The sequence below is a fragment of the Nostoc sphaeroides genome (genome assembly GCF_003443655.1).
GTDB classification, from domain to species: domain Bacteria; phylum Cyanobacteriota; class Cyanobacteriia; order Cyanobacteriales; family Nostocaceae; genus Nostoc; species Nostoc sphaeroides.
On the sequence record NZ_CP031941.1, the window covers coordinates 2,931,939 to 2,951,705 of the forward strand.

General features: G+C 42.3%; 20 protein-coding genes. 11 read left to right on the forward strand and 9 right to left on the reverse strand.

Annotated features, from left to right (window positions below):
- The first annotated feature begins 235 nt into the window (after window positions 1-235).
- Window positions 236-376 carry a hypothetical protein gene (locus tag D1367_RS30795; RefSeq protein ID WP_181985164.1) on the forward strand — a complete coding sequence of 47 codons (141 nt, stop codon included), beginning with the start codon at window positions 236-238 and terminating at the stop codon, window positions 374-376.
- Window positions 377-470: 94 nt separating this feature from the next.
- On the opposite strand, the gene D1367_RS12980 is transcribed toward D1367_RS30795, so the two are convergent.
- From D1367_RS12980 to D1367_RS12990, 3 genes are all read right to left on the reverse strand, one after another.
- Window positions 471-1,760, reverse strand: a complete 1,290-nt coding sequence (locus D1367_RS12980; RefSeq protein WP_118166823.1) for a glycosyltransferase family 4 protein — start codon at window positions 1,758-1,760, stop codon at window positions 471-473.
- A gap of 634 nt (window positions 1,761-2,394) precedes the next feature.
- Window positions 2,395-2,979, reverse strand: coding sequence for a PEP-CTERM sorting domain-containing protein (locus tag D1367_RS12985; protein WP_118166824.1), 585 nt, complete (start codon window positions 2,977-2,979; stop codon window positions 2,395-2,397).
- A gap of 646 nt (window positions 2,980-3,625) precedes the next feature.
- Window positions 3,626-4,210: a PEP-CTERM sorting domain-containing protein gene (locus tag D1367_RS12990; RefSeq protein ID WP_118166825.1), complete on the reverse strand. Its 585-nt coding sequence runs from the start codon at window positions 4,208-4,210 to the stop codon at window positions 3,626-3,628.
- 281 nt (window positions 4,211-4,491) lie between these two features.
- Here D1367_RS12990 and glyS point away from each other — a divergent pair, with 281 nt between their 5' ends.
- From glyS to D1367_RS13005, 3 genes are all read left to right on the forward strand, one after another.
- Window positions 4,492-6,642, forward strand: coding sequence for a glycine--tRNA ligase subunit beta (gene glyS / locus D1367_RS12995; protein ID WP_118166826.1), 2,151 nt, complete (start codon window positions 4,492-4,494; stop codon window positions 6,640-6,642).
- An 84-nt stretch (window positions 6,643-6,726) separates the two neighbouring features.
- Window positions 6,727-8,274: a UDP-N-acetylmuramoyl-L-alanine--D-glutamate ligase gene (gene murD / locus D1367_RS13000; protein WP_118166827.1), complete on the forward strand. Its 1,548-nt coding sequence runs from the start codon at window positions 6,727-6,729 to the stop codon at window positions 8,272-8,274.
- Between the two features lie 642 nt (window positions 8,275-8,916).
- Window positions 8,917-9,333, forward strand: coding sequence for a PAN domain-containing protein (locus D1367_RS13005; RefSeq protein WP_118166828.1), 417 nt, complete (start codon window positions 8,917-8,919; stop codon window positions 9,331-9,333).
- A 76-nt stretch (window positions 9,334-9,409) separates the two neighbouring features.
- On the opposite strand, the gene D1367_RS13010 is transcribed toward D1367_RS13005, so the two are convergent.
- Window positions 9,410-9,724, reverse strand: a complete 315-nt coding sequence (locus tag D1367_RS13010) for a hypothetical protein (RefSeq protein ID WP_147337361.1) — start codon at window positions 9,722-9,724, stop codon at window positions 9,410-9,412.
- On the opposite strand from D1367_RS13010, the gene D1367_RS13015 reads away from it, so the two are divergent.
- Together D1367_RS13015 and D1367_RS30800 are read left to right on the forward strand one after the other, a co-directional pair.
- Window positions 9,713-9,871, forward strand: a complete 159-nt coding sequence (locus D1367_RS13015; protein WP_181985165.1) for a hypothetical protein — start codon at window positions 9,713-9,715, stop codon at window positions 9,869-9,871. The genes D1367_RS13010 and D1367_RS13015 overlap by 12 nt on opposite strands.
- Entirely contained in the window at window positions 9,837-9,989 is a 153-nt protein-coding gene (locus D1367_RS30800) for a hypothetical protein (protein ID WP_181985166.1), read from the forward strand. The genes D1367_RS13015 and D1367_RS30800 overlap by 35 nt, the downstream gene beginning before the upstream one ends.
- Before the next feature lie 22 nt (window positions 9,990-10,011).
- On the opposite strand, the gene D1367_RS13020 is transcribed toward D1367_RS30800, so the two are convergent.
- Window positions 10,012-10,236 (reverse strand): type II toxin-antitoxin system HicB family antitoxin, encoded by a 225-nt coding sequence (locus tag D1367_RS13020; protein ID WP_118166831.1) that lies wholly within the window; start codon window positions 10,234-10,236, stop codon window positions 10,012-10,014.
- A 207-nt stretch (window positions 10,237-10,443) separates the two neighbouring features.
- Between D1367_RS13020 and argS the strand changes: the two genes are divergently transcribed.
- The 4 genes from argS (at window position 10,444) to D1367_RS30120 (ending at window position 13,742) form a co-directional block, all read left to right on the forward strand.
- Window positions 10,444-12,207 (forward strand): arginine--tRNA ligase, encoded by a 1,764-nt coding sequence (gene argS, locus D1367_RS13030; RefSeq protein ID WP_118166832.1) that lies wholly within the window; start codon window positions 10,444-10,446, stop codon window positions 12,205-12,207.
- A 65-nt stretch (window positions 12,208-12,272) separates the two neighbouring features.
- Window positions 12,273-12,836, forward strand: coding sequence for a Uma2 family endonuclease (locus D1367_RS13035; protein WP_118166833.1), 564 nt, complete (start codon window positions 12,273-12,275; stop codon window positions 12,834-12,836).
- 37 nt (window positions 12,837-12,873) lie between these two features.
- Window positions 12,874-13,335, forward strand: a complete 462-nt coding sequence (locus D1367_RS13040; RefSeq protein WP_118171394.1) for a cobalamin biosynthesis protein — start codon at window positions 12,874-12,876, stop codon at window positions 13,333-13,335.
- A gap of 38 nt (window positions 13,336-13,373) precedes the next feature.
- On the forward strand, window positions 13,374-13,742 hold the full coding sequence (locus D1367_RS30120) for a hypothetical protein (protein ID WP_147337362.1): 369 nt from the start codon (window positions 13,374-13,376) through the stop codon (window positions 13,740-13,742).
- 24 nt (window positions 13,743-13,766) lie between these two features.
- Here the strand turns inward: D1367_RS30120 and D1367_RS13045 are convergent, their stop codons facing one another.
- Window positions 13,767-14,120 carry a phage holin family protein gene (locus D1367_RS13045; protein WP_118166834.1) on the reverse strand — a complete coding sequence of 118 codons (354 nt, stop codon included), beginning with the start codon at window positions 14,118-14,120 and terminating at the stop codon, window positions 13,767-13,769.
- 502 nt (window positions 14,121-14,622) lie between these two features.
- Here D1367_RS13045 and D1367_RS13050 point away from each other — a divergent pair.
- The gene (locus D1367_RS13050) at window positions 14,623-15,861 is read left to right on the forward strand and encodes an RNA-guided endonuclease InsQ/TnpB family protein (RefSeq protein ID WP_118164787.1); all 1,239 of its coding nucleotides are present in this window, start codon (window positions 14,623-14,625) and stop codon (window positions 15,859-15,861) included.
- Between the two features lie 44 nt (window positions 15,862-15,905).
- On the opposite strand, the gene D1367_RS13055 is transcribed toward D1367_RS13050, so the two are convergent.
- The 3 genes from D1367_RS13055 to D1367_RS13065 all read right to left on the reverse strand — a co-directional run bounded on the left by D1367_RS13055 (window position 15,906) and on the right by D1367_RS13065 (window position 19,677).
- On the reverse strand, window positions 15,906-16,970 hold the full coding sequence (locus tag D1367_RS13055; RefSeq protein WP_118166835.1) for a peptidoglycan-binding domain-containing protein: 1,065 nt from the start codon (window positions 16,968-16,970) through the stop codon (window positions 15,906-15,908).
- An 89-nt stretch (window positions 16,971-17,059) separates the two neighbouring features.
- A complete protein-coding gene (locus D1367_RS13060; protein ID WP_118166836.1) occupies window positions 17,060-18,331 on the reverse strand; it encodes a M16 family metallopeptidase in 1,272 nt (423 codons plus the stop codon).
- Between the two features lie 80 nt (window positions 18,332-18,411).
- The gene (locus D1367_RS13065; RefSeq protein WP_118166837.1) at window positions 18,412-19,677 is read right to left on the reverse strand and encodes a M16 family metallopeptidase; all 1,266 of its coding nucleotides are present in this window, start codon (window positions 19,675-19,677) and stop codon (window positions 18,412-18,414) included.
- Between the last annotated feature and the right edge of the window lie 90 nt (window positions 19,678-19,767).

A 19,767-nucleotide genomic window follows, 5' to 3' on the forward strand; every position in this document is an offset into this window, starting at 1 on the left:
AGATGCTTTTAAATCTATATCTGAGGATACCGTGCCCTTTTCTTGCAAACACCTGAGTTGCTGCCTTGATCAAGCGTGCATGATGTGCCGTCCTTGATGCTAAGTTTTCCATAAGCGTTTGCAAGTGCTTGCCTGCATTCTAACCACATAAAAGATTGAGATGAATAATATAAGTTACAGATGAGTTTATCGCTCTTAAGTATTAGTGAATACTGATCTTAGGGAAGAGAAAAGTATGAAGCGATGCCAACGGTGGTCACTGAGCGCAGCCGAAGTGCGGGCTACGCCTACGCTGTTAATTGAGCATAAACAAGGTTGCAAGTTTCATCGAGTTATCCTCACCAAGAACGACGTGCAATCAATCAGTGTTCTCTAGAATCCTATTTTTGAGGAGTCTCAACTTCCTACACTTAGGTCACCCGATCGGTTGATTTTCAACTCACCCGAATGGGTGATTTAATTTTTCCTAACTACCCATCTACAACTGATTTCTTGGAATTTAATTTCGGCAAGATACCTAAAGTTGATTTTCGGTTAGCAACAATATGAGAAAGCAGCCCTTCATATCGATTAAGTGCTTGCTCCAAAGAATAGTTTTCTTCGGCAAACTGTCTTCCTGCATTACCTAGCCTCGCCCCTAGAGTAGGATTAGCATATAAATGATGCACCGCAGCAGCCATTGCATCGGGTGATTCTGGCTCAACAATTATCCCACCACCACTGAGTTGGATTGCTTTTGCAGCAGTACCAGTGGCGGGAACTGAACCCACAATTGGGCGACCACTTGCCAATAGCAGTGGTATTTTTGAAGGCATATTAAACGAAATCACATTACGCTTTTGCACAATCAACCCAACATCAGATGCTGCTAGCATTTCGGGGAGTTTTTCTCGTGGCTGCAACGGTAACAACAAAACATTATCTGCTCCATTTAAAAGACAATATTTCTGCAACCTTTGTAATGCTATTGATTCGCCAACGATAACAAAGACAATCTCCTTGATATGACGTAAGCAAACTGCTGCTTCTATTACTGTTTCTAAACCTTGCGTTAGAGCAATGTTGCCCGAATAAAGTACTACAAATTTTCCATCAAGTTGATGGCTCGATATCCAGGAGTTGTTCTGTTTTGGTAAGGGGCAGATGAAATTTACATTCACCCAATTGGGAATACAAACGATTTTATTAACAGGTACTCCCTTATTCACTAAATTTTCACGAAACCCATCGGCAATGACACTAATAGTGTGTGCAGATCGATATGCAAATTTCTCTAAGGCTGCAAGAGTTCGGATCATCCACTTGTTCTTCAATAGCCCAATCCGTACCGCAGCTTCTGGTAGAATATCTTGCACATTCAGAACTACTGGGCAGTTGTATAACCAACCAAATATTGTTACTGGTAAAGTACCGAAAAGAGGCGGTACTGTTAAGATAATCACATCGGGGCGTCCGCCTTTAAAGGCTTGGGGTAAGCTCGTGAAAACAAAGCTCAACTCTAGTAATAGCCGATCTATAAGGTTAGGTTTAGACTTAATTCGCAGGTAACTTCGTTCAATGGTAACGCCATTTTTTTGTTCAGTAACATACCACTTACCCCGATACTCATCGTAAATTTCGCGCTGAGGATAGTTGGGCATTCCCGTAATCACCCGCACTTGGTGACCTCGTTTTACTAGTCCTTCTGCTAATTCAGTCATTAACGGAGCAATACCAATCGGCTCTGGATGATAGTTGTAGGAATAAATCAGTATGTGCATGAGCTATTTGTGAATTTTGTGAAGACACCCGGATATAATCGGATTTATTCCTTAATACTCAGTAGGGGCTGCTACTTTTATTACTTATTCAAATTTATAAATTTGCTTCATTAACAGTGCGTTAAACATTGCTGATGAATTTTTTAGTTATTTTAAAAAATTTTTTCTACTGCATAAAGCACTTAAAAATTAAAATATCACCTTGTGTAAACAGCTTAGGTTTTTAGAAGTCGTTTTAAAAGTTCCAGAAGATATAATTTTCTGGTTCTGACTTGGATGAACTATAACGAAAACATCAGCTTTCAGTTATGTACTGATATGCTTCGCTGTGTTCAGCATGAGAGTAAAATACCCTTTTAAAACATCCTCTTTTAGATATAGTTTTTAGTTTCTGGTTATTTATGACAATATTTGTCCTGGTTGTTTCTGAACTAATGCCTAAATTTACAACTTGGGGGATTCTACCATCATATTCAAGCTCGTGCATATAATCCGCATTCCGCCCTTTAAACTGGCACATAGTGTTGATGAGAATTAATGAGTTTTAATGATAGCCCTACCAGTTCAGTGAACTAGTAGGGCTAGAATAGAGATTCAGTAAAATTGGCAAGCTCTGACTAGAAAGCCCTAATTTCTAGCAAGAGGCTTGCTTTTTCTTCAAAGTTGAACCTACGCCCAAGGCAGCAAATGCTAGCAAACCCAGCATAGAAGCAGGTTCAGGGACTTTGGATACCTGAATAGAGCCAGAATTTTGATCTAGTGTTATTGACGTTCCCTGTTGATCGACATCCTGACGTAATCGCAAAGAGTCGCCAACCGTTCCAGAAAAGAAGTATTCTCCAATTACACCCGTTCCTCCTCCTAGATTCAAGGGGCCAAACAATGTTTGAGTGGAAGTATCAAAGTTGAAATTGAAGAAATCAGATTGCGACACCCCACCAGTAAGGGTGTTATAAGTTCCCAGAGGATTATTAGATGGATCTAAGAAGGAGACATTCAAGGATTGTAAAAAGTTGGTTGCTCCACTACCACTTTCTGAAATAATTGTAGGTGCTGTAGTTTCGTCGTAGCTGAATGAACCTGTTGCTGAATAACCAGCATCACCTAACCAGCTAAAGTTTAAATCAATAGCTTGGGCTGGGTTGTTAGCAGCAACAGCAACACTAAAAGCAGCAGTGGTTGCTGCGATCGCTGTGATTTTGGCGAAAATGTTTTTCATGGTTATAACTCCAAAGTTGATTTAAATGATGCACATATCAATGCATCAAACAAAACTAAGCTTACGATAGAAATATGTATACGTAAATACCGCATAAAACTAGGGTATCAGATATAATGAATCAATGAAGATAAACACTTTTTTGTGAAGTTTGCTATAAAATACCGAGTTGATAGGGATGTCTGACGACAAGCCGCTTTGCGTCTACGCTCCTACCCTGCGGGAAGGCACTACGCGTCTATGTATGCAATACACTCTCACCTAACTTCCATTCCTCTTTCCTAAAAGGTTAAGGTATACACACATCTCTGTACAAAAAATCGTTATAGATACCCCTAAATCCACGCCAGTTGCTCATGGGGCAAACCCCCAGACGCTCGATGACTCGCTACCGCTTCGCTATCGCCCTTGGCGTCTCCCCTTGGGAGAAGACCCCACTGGCTCCCCGATAAGTTGGGAGGATCAAAAGCTGATAAAGCAATGTTAGAAGACTTGTGTGTACACCGTAGCCAACGCTACAAGCGTTGGAGCTGTTCTTGTTAAGTCTGTAGGAATAATCGGGATGGGAGGTTTTTCTGAGCAATTCGCTGGCTGTTAACTTTGTTAGATGAGACGGTATTGCCTTTGAACTAGAAAGTCCTAATTTCTAGCAAGTGGCTTGTTTTTTCTTCAAAGATGAACCTACACCCAACCCAGCAAATGCTAGCAAACCCAGCATAGAAGCAGGTTCAGGGACTTTGGATACCTGAATAGAGGCAGAATTTTGATCTACTGTTCTTGACGTTCCCTGTTGATTAATATCCTGACGGAATCGCAAAGAGTCGCCAACCGTTCCATTGAAGAAATATTCTCCAATTACACCCGTTCCTCCTCCTATATCCAGTCCACCAAACAATGTCTGAGTGGAAGTATTAAAGTTGAAAACAAAGAAATCAGATTGTGATACCCCACCACTAAGGGTGTTATAAGTTCCCAGAAGATTTTTAGATGGATCTAAAAAGGAGACATTCAAGGATTGTAAAAAGTTGGTTTTTCCACTACCAGCTTCTGAAATGATTGTTGGTGCTGTAGTTTCATCGTAGCTAAATGAACCTATTGCTGAATAACCAGCATCACCTTGCCAGCTAAAGTTTAAATCAATAGCTTGGGCTGGGTTGTTAGCAGCAACAGTAACACTAAAAGCAGCAGTCGTTGCTGCGATCGCGGCGATTTTGGCGAAAATGTTTTTCATGGTTATAACTCTAAAGTTGATTAAAATGATGCACATATCAATGCATCAAACAAAACTAAGCTTACGATAGAAATATATATACGTAAATAGCGCATAAAACTACGTGACCAAATGTAATGAATCAATGAAGTGAACACTTTTTTTGTGAAGTTTTGCATAAAATGCCAAGTCTCTAGCGATGTCTTACGACAAGCGGGCTGACCGATTCAGCTAAAAATCACGAGCGATCGCTTGAGAATAACTGATAAAGTTGAGCTACGCAAAGTTGAAAACAGTGTTATATGCCTGCGTTTCTATTAGAAGTTGGTACAGAAGAACTACCTGCAAGTTTTCTCAGTGATGCTTTAGTGCAATGGCAGGAACGGATTCCCCAAAGCTTGGAAGCAAACAGCCTTAAGGGTGAAAGTGTCCAGGTGTACGGTACTCCCCGGCGTTTGGCGGTAGTGATTAAAGGTCTACCATCCCAGCAAGCAGACCGAGAAGAAGAAATTAAAGGGCCCCCCGCCCAAGCCGCCTTTAAAGATGGTCAGCCTACTGCTGCTGCTATCGGCTTCGCCAAAAAGCAAGGTGTGGAAATAGATGCGCTGTTCCTTCGTCCCACTGACAAAGGGGAATTTGTATTTTTACAAAAAAGAATTCCTGGTCGTCCTGTGGCGGAAATTTTGACAGAACTTATTCCCCAATGGATTTGGGGTTTAGAAGGTAAGCGGTTGATGCGTTGGGGAAATGGAGATGCGAGGTTTTCACGACCGATTCGTTGGCTGGTAGCTTTGTTAGATGATACGGTGCTGCCTTTAGAATTAGTGAATGGTTCTAAAACGATTCAGAGCGATCGCATTTCTCAAGGTCATCGGGTTTTACATCCTGATACTGTGACAATTGCCCAAGCTACTGATTATGTTACCGCCCTCAAGTCTGCTTATGTCAACGTTGACCCAGAAGAACGGGCAAATATTATCAAAGAGCAAGTAAAGGCAGTAGCAGAGAATTTAGGCGGGTATACAGTAATTTACCCCGATTTGTTAGAGGAAGTAACCAATCTTGTAGAATATCCTTCTACAGTTGTCGGTAAATTTGAACCAGAATTTTTGGAATTACCAACTGAGGTAATTACTGAAGTTATGGTTACTCATCAGCGTTATTTTCCTGTATTCAAACCAGATAGTTCTGAGCAAGAATTATTGCCCAATTTTATTACCATTTCTAACGCTGATCCCCAGAAATCAGATATTGTTGCTGTCGGGAATGAAAGGGTAATTCGTGCCAGATTAGCTGATGGCAGATTTTTCTACGAAGCTGATTTAACTAAGCCGTTAGAAAGCTTTTTACCACAGTTAGAAAAAGTTACTTTCCAAGAAGAATTGGGTTCGGTGCGTACCAAGGTAGATAGAGTAGTCAAGATTGCCGAGCAAATAAGCACCCAATTAGAATTAGCCCAAAACCAAAGCCAAAAAATCCAACGTGCTGCTTTATTATGTAAAGCAGATTTGGTAACTCAAATGGTGTATGAATTCCCTGAATTACAAGGCATTATGGGAGAAAAATACGCCTTAGCCAGTGGTGAAGATGGAGAAGTCGCAAAGGCAATTTATCAACATTATTTGCCAACGGGAGCCGGTGATAATTTTCCCGAAACGCTGACGGGTCAAATTGTCGCTTTGGCAGATAGATTAGATACTTTAGTAAGTATCTTTGGTTTAGGTTTAATTCCCTCCGGTTCCTCTGATCCCTTCGCTTTGCGCCGTGCGGCTAATGCTGTAGTTAAAATTACTTGGTTTTATAATTTGCCAATAAAATTAGATGATTTATTAGCGCAAATATCCACAGACTTTGCAGCAAAATATCATAAAGATCAGGCATCATTAACCGCAGCATTACAAGAGTTTTTCTTGCAACGCATCCGCACCTTACTACAAGAAGAAAAGATTGATTACGACCTAGTAAATGCAGTTTTGGGAGAAAATGATCCAGAATACACAGAACGGGCGTTAAAAGATTTATTGGATGTACGCGATCGCGCCTTATACTTACAACAAATCCGCAACGACAGTACCTTAGATAACATCTACGAAACCGTTAACCGTTCCACACGATTAGCCGCTCAAGGTGATTTGGATACAAAACAGCTAGAACCAACAACCGTAGTTCGTCAAGAATTATTCCAAAAGCCTTCTGAGACAGCCTTGTATAATGCCTTAATCGAATCAGTACCGCTTTCTTCAGCAGCACAGCAGACACGAAATTATCAACTGTTGATAGCAGCACTAGGAAAAATTGCTCCGACAGTTAGTAATTTCTTTGATGGGCCAGATAGCGTATTAGTTATGGACTCCGATCCAGAAGTTAAACGTAATCGATTGCACTTACTGGGATTAGTTCGCAATCATGCCCGTGTTTTAGCTGACTTTGGGGCGATCGTCAAAAATCTGTAGCGTAGGTCAACAAAAAGTTGTGTAATTTTTGCCAATAGACGCTACTATAGGGAGTGCTTAACCAGGGACACTCTGCTGCAATCTATGTCCAGAGCTACTGTAATTGGATTGGGAAAGTCCGGTGTTGCTGCGGCGAGATTGTTGAAACGGGAAGGTTGGGAGGTAGAGCTAAGTGATAGCAACACCTCCGAAACCCTCCGACTACAACAACAAGAACTCGCCGCCGAGCAAATAACCGTGAAACTAGGCCAATCCCTAGAATTGAATGGTGCTAATTTACCCGAATTAATAGTCGTTAGTCCTGGCGTGCCTTGGGATATTCCCGTATTAATTAAGGCACGCCAATTAGGTATTGAAACCATTGGGGAAATGGAACTCGCTTGGCGAAATTTGCAATCTCTACCTTGGGTAGGAATTACAGGCACTAACGGCAAAACTACTACCACAGCTTTAATTGCTGCCATTTTTCAAGCAGCAGGCTTAAATGCCCCCGCCTGCGGTAACATTGGCTACGCTGCAAGTGAAGTTGCCCTATCTTGGAAGGGGAGAGGAGCAGGGGGAGCAGGGAGCAGGGAGCAGGGAGCAGGGGGAGCAGGGGAAGCATTTGATAATTCCTCACTGCTAACTCCTAACTCCTCACTTTTAACTCCTAACTCCTCACTTCTAACTCCTAACTCCTCACTCGATTGGGTGATTGCGGAAATTAGCAGTTATCAAATAGAATCTTCGAGTTCTCTTGCACCACGTATCGGTGTTTGGACGACTTTTACACCAGATCATCTTAGTCGCCATAAGACTTTAGAGAACTATTACAACATCAAAGCCAAGCTGTTGCGTCAGTCTGAGTTGCAAGTGTTCAATGGCGATGATGCCTACTTGAGGCAACAAGGTTTAAGTGCTTGGCCTGATGCTTATTGGACAAGTGTCAAAGGAAAAGATTTCCTGATTAGCGAAAAAGGCTTTTACATTGAGGACGACTGGGTTGTAGAAAAATTGACTGCAACTTCTGCACCAGAACCGATTGTGAAAGTATCGACTTTGCGGATGGTGGGAGAGCATAACCAGCAAAATCTCTTAATGGCAGTAGCAACGGCACGATTAGCGGGAATTAATCGTGATGCGATCGCACATGCTATTGTTGAATTCCCCGGTGTTGCTCATCGTTTGGAGCATATCTGCACTTGGGAAGGTATTGATTTCATTAACGACAGCAAAGCTACTAACTACGATGCTGCCGAAGTTGGTTTAGCATCCGTTAACAGTCCAGCGATTTTAATTGCTGGTGGAGAAGCTAAAGCAGGTGATGATACTGGCTGGCTTGCACAAATTCAAACCAAAGCTGCTGCTGTGTTATTGATTGGCTCTGCTGCACCCACATTTGCCCAACGTCTCCAAGAGGTGGGGTATCATTCTTACGAAATTGTGGAAACGATGGAAAGGGCAGTTCCGAGAGCGGCGGAATTAGCTAAAGAATATCAAGCGCGTGTAGTGTTGCTATCTCCGGCTTGCGCGAGTTTCGATCAGTACCCGAATTTTGAGGTGCGGGGCGATCGCTTCCGTCAATTGTGCCTTGCTTGGGCGGAAACAGAGAAGCTTCAATACAACTCGATTCTTTCATCTCCTCTGCCTTAGCTGTATAGCGGTTATCGTTTACGTGAGGTACACCTGTAGGGGCACGGCAGTGCCCATTGGTGTCAACTTAACGTAAAAGCCATGTCCCGCAAGGAACTGAAGTTCCAAGAATAATAGCGAAAGTCTTCTATTGATGACTAAATAATACGAAAAATCTTTAGTCTACTTCAGTAGACTTTAGCTATTAGCCTTGGAATTTATTCCCAGGCGGGCGTGGAAGCCAACAGATAAGCTATTTTTAGCTTAAGTTGACACCTATAGGCAATACGGTTGGGTTAAGGATTTTTGGTACTGATTTTAGACCTGTAGAGACGCGAAATTTCGCGTCTCTACCAAGGTTTTTGGGCTAAATAATACGAAAAATCTTTAGTCTACTTCAGTAGACTTTAGCTATGAGCCTTGGAATTTATTCCCAGGCGGGCGTGGAAGCCAACAGATAAGCTATTTTTAGCTTAAGTTGACACCTATAGGCAGTGCCGTGCCCCTACACCTGGTGATGTAATGTTGTACTGCATCTGAATGGGAATCGCTATAGCTACACAGTGAATGAACTATGTAAAATTATTAACAATTTTGGTATTTGGTAGCAAATAACTGTAATGTATACAGCTATTAATAATACTGTGTACCCAAGAGAGATTTATGAAATTAACAATAGTCGCAGCTTGGCAATATGCAAAGAAAAATTTTGTTTTCCCAAAAAATATAATATTCTTTGGGTTAGCACTTTTACTGATTTTAGGTTTTAGTACGGCTGTAAACTTCACACCATTGGCTCAACCTGCCATAGCTCAACTGGGTCCACTCTCAACCACTATTCCACGTTATGTCGTAACTGCTGAATTTGGTAGAGATAGAGGAGGTAGCGATTACACAACTTTTGTGACGACTTCACCATCCGCTTCAGTTTGCCAGGAGGCTTGTATTAATGATAGCAAATGTGCCGCTTACACCTATGTTCGACCAGGATTACAAGGTGCTAATGCTGTTTGTGCTTTAAAATCTCCAGCACCAGCATCAACACCAAATAGCTGCTGTGTATCCGGTGTGAAATTGTAAGCCAAAAGTGCGGTGCGAACTTTTGTCAGAGTCTATTATAAGGATTGTTTAACGCTAATTTAGTGATTTTCTATAATTATATAATGCGATCGCTCAACAAGCAAATGCGATCGCTCAACAAGCAAATGCGATCGCTCAACAAGCAAATGCGATCGCTCAACAAGCAAATGCGATCGCTCAACAAGTAAATGTGATCGCTCAACAAGCAAATGCGATCGCTCAACAAGCAAATGCGATCGCTTAACAAGCAAATGCGATCGCTCAACAAGTAAATGCGATCGCTCAACAAGCAAATGCGATCGCTTAACAAGCAAATGCGATCGCTCAACAAGTAAATGCGATCGCTCAACAAGCAAATGCGATCGCTCAACAAGCAAATGTGATCGCTCAACAAGCAAATGCGATCGCTCAACAAGCAAATGCTGTCGCTCAACAAGCAAATGCGATCGCTCAACAAGCAAATGTGATCGCTCAACAAGCAAATGTGATCGCTCAACAAGCAAATGCTGTCGCTCAACAAGCAAATGCGATCGCTTAACAAGCAAATGCGATCGCTCAACAAGCAAATGCTGTCGCTTAACAAGCAAATGCGATCGCTCAACAAGCAAATGCGATCGCATAACCTGACTTTTGACGGGATGTGGAAAAGGGGATAGACTTTTGCAAGAGGTCTTATAATTATATTTTGATGTAGTTTGCAACTTCAACCTCATGAGCAATGCTTGTAGGTTTAGGGATAGGTAAACCATCTTCTAGCATTCCTTCTAGATGAAATTCAATCGCTGCTGCAATCATCTGCTTGACTTCTTCTAAAGTTTCACCCACAGCTACACAACCGGGTAAATCAGGGACATAAGCGCCGTAACTAGTTTCTCCCTTTTCAATCACAACTGTATAACGCATTACTCTTCCTCCAATTGAGCTTGTCTCCAGATATTTTTAAGAGTACCAATTGACACATCCACATTTGGCTTACCAGACTACTAGCGTTGGGGAGTAAGTGATGGGGAGCGATCGCTTCATGAATCGAGTGGCTCAAAATGAAATGCTAAAGTTAATAATCAAGCTTTTGCAGAGCTACATTCCCTCTCTCCCAGATAAAATTTATATATGAACGCTACACAAGAAAAACTAAAAGTTCAGCTAGGAGCCGCAATAGTTGCGGCTTTTGGCGCTGATTTGGCTGGAGTAGATCCAATTTTGGTTTCTGCTAGCAATCCTAAATTTGGTGATTATCAGGCGAATGTGGCTTTATCCCTGAGTAAAAAGTTAGGCAAGCAACCAAGAGCGATCGCAGGTGCGATCGTTGATAAACTAGATGTATCCGAAATCTGCGAACCGCCAGAAATCGCTGGGCCAGGATTTATCAATCTGAAACTGAAAACGGCATACCTAGAAGCACAACTGAATGCGATTCAAGCTGATCCCAGGTTGGGAGTTCCCGCCGCGAAAACGCCCAAGCGGGAAATTGTCGATTTTTCCAGTCCGAATATTGCCAAAGAAATGCATGTTGGACACTTGCGTTCTACAATTATTGGTGATGCGATCGCTCGAATTTTAGAATTTCAAGGACACGATGTTTTGCGGTTAAATCATGTGGGTGACTGGGGTACGCAGTTTGGCATGTTAATCGCCTATCTGCGGGAAGTTTACCCAGACGCGCTTACTACCGCTAATGCTTTAGATATTGGTGATTTAGTCTCTTTTTACCGCAAAGCTAAACTGCGGTTTGATACAGATGCAGCTTTTCAAGAAACAGCACGGCAAGAAGTCGTAAGATTACAAGCAGGTGCAGAAGATACACTTCATGCTTGGAAACTGCTGTGCGAACAATCACGGCGAGAGTTTCAAATAATTTATGAGTTGCTGGATATCAAGTTAACTGAACGGGGCGAATCTTTTTACAACCCCTTGTTACCAAAAGTTGTGGAAGATTTAGATAAATCGGGGTTACTGGTAGAAAATCAAGGCGCAAAATGCGTTTTCTTGGAAGGATTTACAAATAGAGAAGGTGAACCTTTGCCCTTAATTGTGCAGAAATCAGATGGCGGTTATAACTACGCCACAACTGATTTAGCATCACTTCGCTACCGGATTCAGCAGGATCAAGCAAAGCGGATAATTTATGTAACAGATTCTGGACAAGGAAACCACTTTGCCCAATTTTTCCAGGTAGCAGGCAAAGCTGGATGGATTCCCGATGATGTGGAATTAGTGCATGTGCCCTTTGGGTTGGTGTTAGGAGAAGATGGGAAGAAATTGAAAACTCGTTCTGGGGATACTGTGCGGTTACGGGATTTATTGGATGAAGCTGTTTCTCGTGCCCATGCTGACCTAAAAACTAGATTACAAGAAGAAGAACGCCAAGAAACTGAAGACTTTATTAATGAAGTTGCTAGGGTAGTTGGGATCAGTGCAGTTAAATATGCAGACTTAAGCCAAAACCGCACTAGTAACTACATTTTCAGCTACGACAAAATGCTGGATTTCAAAGGGAATACTGCGCCTTATATGTTATATGCTTATGCGCGGATTCAGGGAATTAGCCGTAAGGGTGATATTAACTTTAAGGAGTTGGGAAATAATGCTGTTTTGTTGGAGCATGAAACAGAATTAGCGCTGGCAAAATATTTACTTCAATTGGATGAAGTTATTAATAGTGTAGAGCAAGATTTGCTGCCCAATCGTTTATGTGAGTATTTGTATGAACTGAGTAAGAAGTTTAATCAGTTTTATGATCGCAATCAGGGAGTTCAGGTTTTGGAGGCACAGGAACCGCAACGGACATCACGCTTGATTCTGTGTGATTTGACTGCTAGAACTCTGAAGTTGGGATTGGAGTTGTTGGGAATTGAGGTATTGGAGAGGATGTAATACTAATTCGTAATTCGTAATTCGTAATTCGTAATTTAAATTAGTTGAGTTGGAGGCGAGCGCAAATGGTACGGACACCATCAAAAAGCATAACTTTGGCAGAGTTTCTCATGTTACCAGAAACAAAGCCCGCTAGTGAATACATCGATGGTCAAATTATTCAAAAACCAATGGCACAGGGTGAACATAGCACTATTCAAGGCGAACTGATTATTACTGTTAATGCTGTCTTGAAACCCCAAAAAGTTGCACGAGCATATCCAGAACTGCGGTGTACTTTTGGTGGCAGATCAATTATCCCGGATGTAGCGGTATTTACTTGGGAGAGAATACCTCGCAAAGAAAATGGCAGGGTAGCAAATTTATTTTCAGCAGCTCCCGATTGGACTATTGAGATTTTATTACCTGACCAAAGACAAACGAAAGTTACAAAAAATATTCTCCATTGTCTGAATTATGAAACACAAATGGGTTGGCTGATCGATCCAGAAGAACAAACGGTATTTGTATACATCCGCAATCAACAGCCAGTCATGTTGGATGAATTAGAAGGTTTACTGCCTGTGCCAGATTTTGCAAGTGAGTTGAGGCTGACAGTAGGAGATTTATTTGGTTGGCTGTTGGAGTAAATCAAATCCTGAAGAATTGAATAAGGAAATACACCAAGTGCAACAGGTTTTATGGGTAGGAATCGGTTGTAAACGGGGAACCTCATGGCAGTTGATTGATGGGGCAATTGAGCAAGTCTTTCGAGAAAATCAACTTTTTCAAAGTGCGATCGCAGGTCTTGCTACCATTGACACTAAAGCCTCAGAAGTTGGTTTAGTTGAACTTTGCAACCTACGCAATTTCCCCCTAAAAACCTTTTCTGCCCAAATCCTTCGTTGTGTCTGTGTCCCCAACCCTGCCACAATTATCGACCATAAAGTAGGTACACCTAGCGTAGCAGAGGCAGCTGCTATTCTTGCAGCCACTCAAATCCCGTTGTTGACTGCTTCCCCTTTTACGAATACAGAAGCATTGGGAGTGAGATTCCTAATTCCTAAACAAATTTTCCAGCTAAAAGGGCAACCAGGAGCGGTAACGCTAGCTGTTGCCCAAGCCTCAAATAAGCTGATGCGCGTCTAAACTATATAAACACTTTTGATGTGGTTAACTGTTGACTGTTGACTGTTGACGGGTTTTCAGTCATCAGTCATCAGTCATCAGTCATCAGTCATCAGTCATCACTCATCACTCATCAGTCATCACTCATCACTCATCACTCATCAGTCATCACTCATCAGTCATCACTCATCACTCATCAGTCATCACTCATCACTCATCAGTCATCACTCATCACTCATCACTCATCAGTCATCACTCATCACTCATCAGTCATCAGTCATCAGTCATCAGTCATCAGTCATCAGTCATCAGTCATCACTCATCACTCATCAGTCATCAGTCATCAGTCATCAGTCATCAGTCATCAGTCATCAGTCATCAGTCATCAGGTAAATGTACAATATTATTTGCGTAACAGCTTATTATGAGTATTACAAAACTTAACTAATTTTCTAGTCAACAACTCTCAAAAAATAGTTAATTATGCTAGAAACAATAGCTAGCACAATTGAACCTAACAAAGCAGGTAAAAACCCCCGAATCTCAAAACCAGAACCAGGAGTTAAGGCACTTGCTAACCAAAGGGTTAAAGCGTTGATTACCAACGTAAATAAACCAAAAGTGAGCAAGGTAATTGGAAAAGTCAAAATCTGTAAAATTGGTCTAACAAAAGCATTAACCAGACCAATAACAAGGGCAGCTATCAAGGCAGTCACAAAATTCTTGATAAAGAATCCCGGAACGATATTGGCAGTCAGAAATAACGCCACCGCAGTACCGAGCCAAGTTAATAAAAAGTGTTTCATAAGTTTTTTTAGAGGAATTAACAGTAAGTTTAATTAATTTCACTATTTACAGCTGTGATCTGTAACACGATTAGGTGTCATTGTGCTTGACTTTTAAAGTTGCCATCATCTTTTTTAGGACAAAAGCAATGTAATTTTTTAGTGCAGGCATAAAAAGATATTTTTAATCAGCGTATCTTTATCGTATTGCAGGATGTACCGCAATGAATTCATAAAAAATGCTGTGAAGCGCGAAACCCTTACAGAGGTTTCTCAAAGTTGAAAAACCTCTGTACTTTGGGGATTTTCAAGAAATGCAGCTTATGGTTACGGGCGCGTGAGGTGAGATGGTTTATCAAATCGCTGTAATACCCCTGCCTCAACGCTTCGTAGTTCGTGGATGTAAAGCGGTCAAAAACGAAACACCTTCTGACCAAAATTGAGCGTAAGCGAAATTAGGGAAGAAGGTAGTTGAGTTTTTGACAATCATGATCTACTATTTATGTAGCAAGAATAGACATAAATGATCGTATTTGAGGCAAAACTTGAAGGACAAAACGAGCAGTATCGAGCGCTTGATGAAGCGATTCGTACTGCTCGTTTTGTGCGTAATAGCTGCCTGAGATACTGGATGGACAATAAGGGCATTGGACGCTATGACCTAAATAAATTTTGCGCTGTACTTGCAGCCAGTATTGAGTTTCCTTGGGTTGACAAGCTGAACTCAATGGCAAGACAAGCCAGTGCTGAAAGGGCGTGGTCTGCAATCGCTCGGTTCTTTGATAACTGCAAAAAAGGTAAACCAGGGAAAAAGGGATTTCCAAAGTTTAAGAAAGAACAAACGCATGGTTCTGTTGAGTACAAAACCTGTGGATGGAAACTTTCTGATGACCGCAGGTATATCACTTTCTCGGATGGATTTAAGGCAGGAACCTTTAAACTCTGGGGAACTCGTGACCTGCATTTCTACCAGCTTAAACAGTTTAAAAGGGTGCGGGTTGTACGTCGTGCAGATGGCTATTATTGCCAATTTTGCATTGACCAAGAGCGAGTTGAAAGACGAGAACCAACAGGAAAAACTATTGGTATTGATGTTGGACTGAACCATTTCTACACCGATAGTAACGGAGAGACAGTCCCCAATCCTAGACATCTTCGCAAGAGTGAGAAGTCTTTGAGGCGGTTGCAACGCCGGATGTCTAAGACTAAAAAAGGTTCTCAAAACAGAATTAAGTTTAGAAATAAACTTGCACGGAAACACCTCAAAGTAAGTCGCCAGCGTAAAGACTTTGCCGTTAAGACAGCAAGGTGCGTGGTGAGGTCTAACGACCTTGTAGCGTATGAAGATTTGATGGTGCGGAATATGGTGAAAAATCACCCCTTGGCTAAGTCTATTAGTGATGCTTCGTGGTCGTTGTTTCGTGATTGGGTTGAGTATTTCGGTAAGGTGTTTGGTGTGGTCACGGTTGCCGTTCCACCTCACTACACCAGTCAGAATTGCTCTAACTGTGGCGAGGTTGTCAAAAAGACGTTCTTAACCAGAACTCATGTTTGTCCTCATTGTGGGCATACCCAAGACAGGGATTGGAACGCAGCGCGGAACATATTAGAAAAAGGATTGAGTACGGCGGGTCACGTCGGAACTAACGCCTCTGGAGAGACTGACCAATACTTGAGTGAGGAAACTCCTTCAAGCAAGTCAACTCGTGGAAAGAGGAAACCCAGAGAGCGATCTTTGGAATCCCCACCCTCAACGAAGTAGGGTGGGGAGGATGTCAATTAGCAAGCTTGAAGGTAGGGATAAGGTTAACGCCGCAAAAGAACTTCCCAAGTAGAACCACCAACTACACCGTCAGCTTCTAAACCATAGCGCTTTTGTGCAGCTTTCACAGCAGCTTCGGTTGTCTCGCCAAAGTCTCCATCAACATCGCCTTTCAATAAACCAAGCTTTTTCAGTTGTTGTTGCAACTTAACAACTTCAGAACCACGTAATCCTCTACGCAAAATTGGCAATCCTTCTGAGGTGTATTGAATACCAGGGGTTCGCTTAGTAGTTGTGTTTGGCTGAGTTCGAGTAGTTTGCCGAGTGCGTGTAGTTGACTGAGTTCGAGTAGTTGATGTAGTCCGATTCGGCATTTTCTGTGTGCTTGAAGTTGTAGTTCTTCTTGGGGTAGCAGGTCTTGGTTCAGGGCTGTTCGGAACTTTTCTTACAGCTTGTCTTGGGGTAGCAGGTCTTGGTTCAGGGCTAGTCGCAACTTGTGTTACAGCTTGTCTTGGGGTAGTAGGTCTTGGTTCGGGGTTAGTCGGAACTTGTGTTACAGCTTGTCTTGGAGGGTTGGAATTTATAACCTTGGTGACATTGCTAGCCTGGGTTGGAACAGGAAAATTAGTAGCTGAGTTAAATCTTGGCTGGGATGAAGGGATGGTTGATGCTGCTACTGGTTGATTAGGGAAAAGTCGTTGCCAAGTGCTAGCATCCACAATGCCATCTGGATTCAAACCAGCAGCTTGTTTAAACCGGGAAACAGCATTGGCTGTATTCTCACTATATGTACCATCTACAGCACCAGAATAAAAACCCAAAAGTTTTAGAGCTGCCTGGAGTTCAGATACGCGTTCGCCTTGACTACCAACTTTGAGGATAGGGCGGTTAATGCTATTTCCAGGATTTACTTGGGCAATTTTTGGTGGCGCTGCTATTGATACTACAGCCGTTGAGGCAATCAAAAGAGGCGTAGTGGAGAACAAGAGTATTTCAATGGCTGAGAAAGATTTAGACCTCTTTGGCCGTTTTTCCATTCTACAGCGATTTACAGTTGGGTCTAGTAATTTTAAGTAACTCAAAATACTTGCTGTCAGGCTGCTTTGCATGGAATTTACTCCCAGAATATTCTCATGCTAATAGTACAGCCGCTTGGTCTAAAAAACAGCTGCTGCATTTTACGAATCTACATTTTCAGTTATGCGATCGCACCATTAATTGCTTCTTCTTGACCAACTAAAGACAAGTAAGGCTCTTTTAAATACTTACAAGCTGCTGCGATGGCATCCTTGGCACTCACCGCCGCAATCAATTCTTGGAACTTGGTGTCAAAATCAATTCCTAAGCCCAAAATTTCATACCAGCCGTATATCTGAGCAATTTGCCCGTTCGTTTGTTTACCCAAAGCGTACTGCCCCAAAATCTTATTTTTAGCAGCCTGGAGTGCGCTATCAGATACTTCGGTGGTACATAACAAATCTACTTCAGTACGCAGTCCTTCTAGGGCAATGCTGGTATTCTCTGGTGCTGTACCCATGTAAACCACAAACGAGGCTGGAAATAGCCTTGTGGAGTAAAAGGCGGATACTTCGTAAGCTAAACCGCGCTTTTCCCGCAATTCGACAAACAAGCGGCTAGAAAGCCCATTTCCCAAGTAGGTACACAGTAACTTCAGGGCGGCGTAGTCAACAGAATTAACCGATGTTCCCAAATAACCAAGCATCACGATTGATTGTTGTGTCTGTACTGGCTTCAGCCTTACCTGTGGTTCCACCTTAATCTCAGGTAAATTTAGTATTGGTAGTGCTTGGGCTGGCGCTTGCCAATCAGCAAAAACTTCTTCTACCAACGCGGCTGCATCTGTGGGTGTGACTCTACCTGCAATACTAATTACTACATTATCTGGACGAAAATAAGTTTGGTGATAATCCACTAAATCCGCACGGGTTAAGCGGCTCATAGTGGTTTCATCTCCCAGCACTGACATAGCATAAGGATGATTTTGGTACATTACCTGCCGCATTTGTTCAAAGGCGACATTGAACGGTTGCTCTTTTTGGGAACGAATATCTTGGAGTGCTAAACGCCGTTCTAGTTCCACTTGAGTTTCGGGAAAAGTAGGCGATCGCAAAATCTGCCCTGCTAATGTTAAAATTTCTCCAAAATCGGATGTTACCGTCTTGAAAGATAGCAAAAAATAATCAGTGCCAGCATCTGCACTTAAACTCGCTCCTACAGACTCGACTTTTTCTGCAATTTCCAAACTAGAAAGACCATCGCATCCCTTTGTCATCACTGCTGATAGCAAATGTGCCAACCCTGCTTGCTCCCGGTTTTCATTACAACTGCCAGCACGCACAAAAATTCGCGCCGCAATAATGTCCGCAGCAGAATTTTCTGCCACCAGCACGACAATGCCATTATTCAATACGGTACGATGGATAGGCGATTTTTGCAGCAAGGTTGTCATTTATCTTTTGTCCTTTGTCATTTGTCCTTTGTCATTGGTCATTTGTCTTTTGCTAATGACTAATGACTAATAACTAATGACTAACACGGTTTAAGTACAGTAACCGCATAATTCTCTGGGGAAAGATACTCTTTAGCTAATTTTTGCAGTTCTTTGGCATCAAAAGACTGAATCTGCTGGGGATATGTCACAGCTAATTCAGCTTGGGCGATGGTATTGTAATACCCATAAAGCCCTGTAAGCTGATTTGGCGTTTCGGTAGAAAACGCATACTCATTACATAGCAGTCTGCGTGTACGAGCAAGTTCCTGTTCACTAATTCCTGTAGTCTGCAAATCATCCAAATAAGCGCAAATTAAGGACTCAACTTCCTCCAGATTTTCTGGTTCCAACCAGGCAGTAATTGTAAATAAACTCGATTCCCGTTGTAGAGAAAAACTACTGTAAATTCCCTGTACCAATTGCAAGTCTTCTCGTAAATCACGCACTAAACGCGAAGTTCGCCCTTCTGCCAATAACACTGACAACAAATCTAAACCATAGCCGGCGCGAATTTCTTCTACTCCAGGAACCAGCCACGCCATCAATAATCGCGCTTGTTCTATGCGTGGTAAATACAGTTCTTGACGATGAATACCTGTTATTACTGGCTTCGCCACTTTCTCAAACTGCGGACAATTCGAGCGTTCGGCAAAATCAGTAAATGAATGATTTACCATTTCCCAAGCTGGTTGCTGGGCTATACCTCCTGCAATTACCACCGTCATGTTTTCCGGTTGATAGTGAGTGCGGTGAAAACAGCGCATTGCTTCTGGCGATTGCTGCATCAGTTCTTGCTCAGTACCCAACACCGAACGTCCGTAAGGATGATGCGGATAGATGCTTTGAATCAGCGCTTGAAAGCCTATCCAGTCAGAATCGTCCTGACAAGAACGAATTTCTTCTAGCACCACGTCTCGTTCGCGGCTAAATTCATCTTCTGGAATTGCCGCATTCAGCAGTAGCTCTCCCAAGTAGGGCAGAGTATCTTTTAAATAAGGGGCAGCTGTGGTGAGAGAATAATGAGCATAATCATAGCTTGTCGCCGCATTACTCACGCCACCCCGGTTTTCAACTTTAGAATCGAACATTCCAGGGGGTAGCGTCGCCGTACCTTTAAAAATCATGTGTTCTAAAAAGTGCGCCATGCCAAACCACGGTTCTGGCTCTAGGCTTGCTCCAGCACGTACCCAAACATCCGCCACAACTACAGGAGTAGTGGGAATCTCTTGATGAATAAAAGTTAAACCACTGTCTAGTCGGAAGACCGAGGCTGGAAATACTGTATTAGTTAGTTTTTGTGACAATTTTCTGTAGCTTTAACCACAATTTCAGATAATTTTGTCATCTTAACTCTGAACGATACCTAATTTAGAATCAAGTTATACAGATTTAGT

Excerpts from the sequence above, each read along its gene's own strand:
- D1367_RS30795 (WP_181985164.1), top strand. The coding sequence starts at position 236 with ATGAAGCGATGCCAACGGTGGTCACTGAGCGCAGCCGAAGTGCGGGCT.
- D1367_RS12980 (WP_118166823.1), bottom strand. The coding sequence starts at position 1,760 with ATGCACATACTGATTTATTCCTACAACTATCATCCAGAGCCGATTGGT.
- D1367_RS12985 (WP_118166824.1), bottom strand. The coding sequence starts at position 2,979 with ATGAAAAACATTTTCGCCAAAATCACAGCGATCGCAGCAACCACTGCT.
- D1367_RS12990 (WP_118166825.1), bottom strand. The coding sequence starts at position 4,210 with ATGAAAAACATTTTCGCCAAAATCGCCGCGATCGCAGCAACGACTGCT.
- glyS (WP_118166826.1), top strand. The coding sequence starts at position 4,492 with ATGCCTGCGTTTCTATTAGAAGTTGGTACAGAAGAACTACCTGCAAGT.
- murD (WP_118166827.1), top strand. The coding sequence starts at position 6,727 with ATGTCCAGAGCTACTGTAATTGGATTGGGAAAGTCCGGTGTTGCTGCG.
- D1367_RS13005 (WP_118166828.1), top strand. The coding sequence starts at position 8,917 with ATGAAATTAACAATAGTCGCAGCTTGGCAATATGCAAAGAAAAATTTT.
- D1367_RS30800 (WP_181985166.1), top strand. The coding sequence starts at position 9,837 with ATGCTGTCGCTCAACAAGCAAATGCGATCGCTTAACAAGCAAATGCGA.
- D1367_RS13020 (WP_118166831.1), bottom strand. The coding sequence starts at position 10,236 with ATGCGTTATACAGTTGTGATTGAAAAGGGAGAAACTAGTTACGGCGCT.
- argS (WP_118166832.1), top strand. The coding sequence starts at position 10,444 with ATGAACGCTACACAAGAAAAACTAAAAGTTCAGCTAGGAGCCGCAATA.
- D1367_RS13035 (WP_118166833.1), top strand. The coding sequence starts at position 12,273 with ATGGTACGGACACCATCAAAAAGCATAACTTTGGCAGAGTTTCTCATG.
- D1367_RS13045 (WP_118166834.1), bottom strand. The coding sequence starts at position 14,120 with ATGAAACACTTTTTATTAACTTGGCTCGGTACTGCGGTGGCGTTATTT.
- D1367_RS13050 (WP_118164787.1), top strand. The coding sequence starts at position 14,623 with ATGATCGTATTTGAGGCAAAACTTGAAGGACAAAACGAGCAGTATCGA.
- D1367_RS13055 (WP_118166835.1), bottom strand. The coding sequence starts at position 16,970 with ATGCAAAGCAGCCTGACAGCAAGTATTTTGAGTTACTTAAAATTACTA.
- D1367_RS13060 (WP_118166836.1), bottom strand. The coding sequence starts at position 18,331 with ATGACAACCTTGCTGCAAAAATCGCCTATCCATCGTACCGTATTGAAT.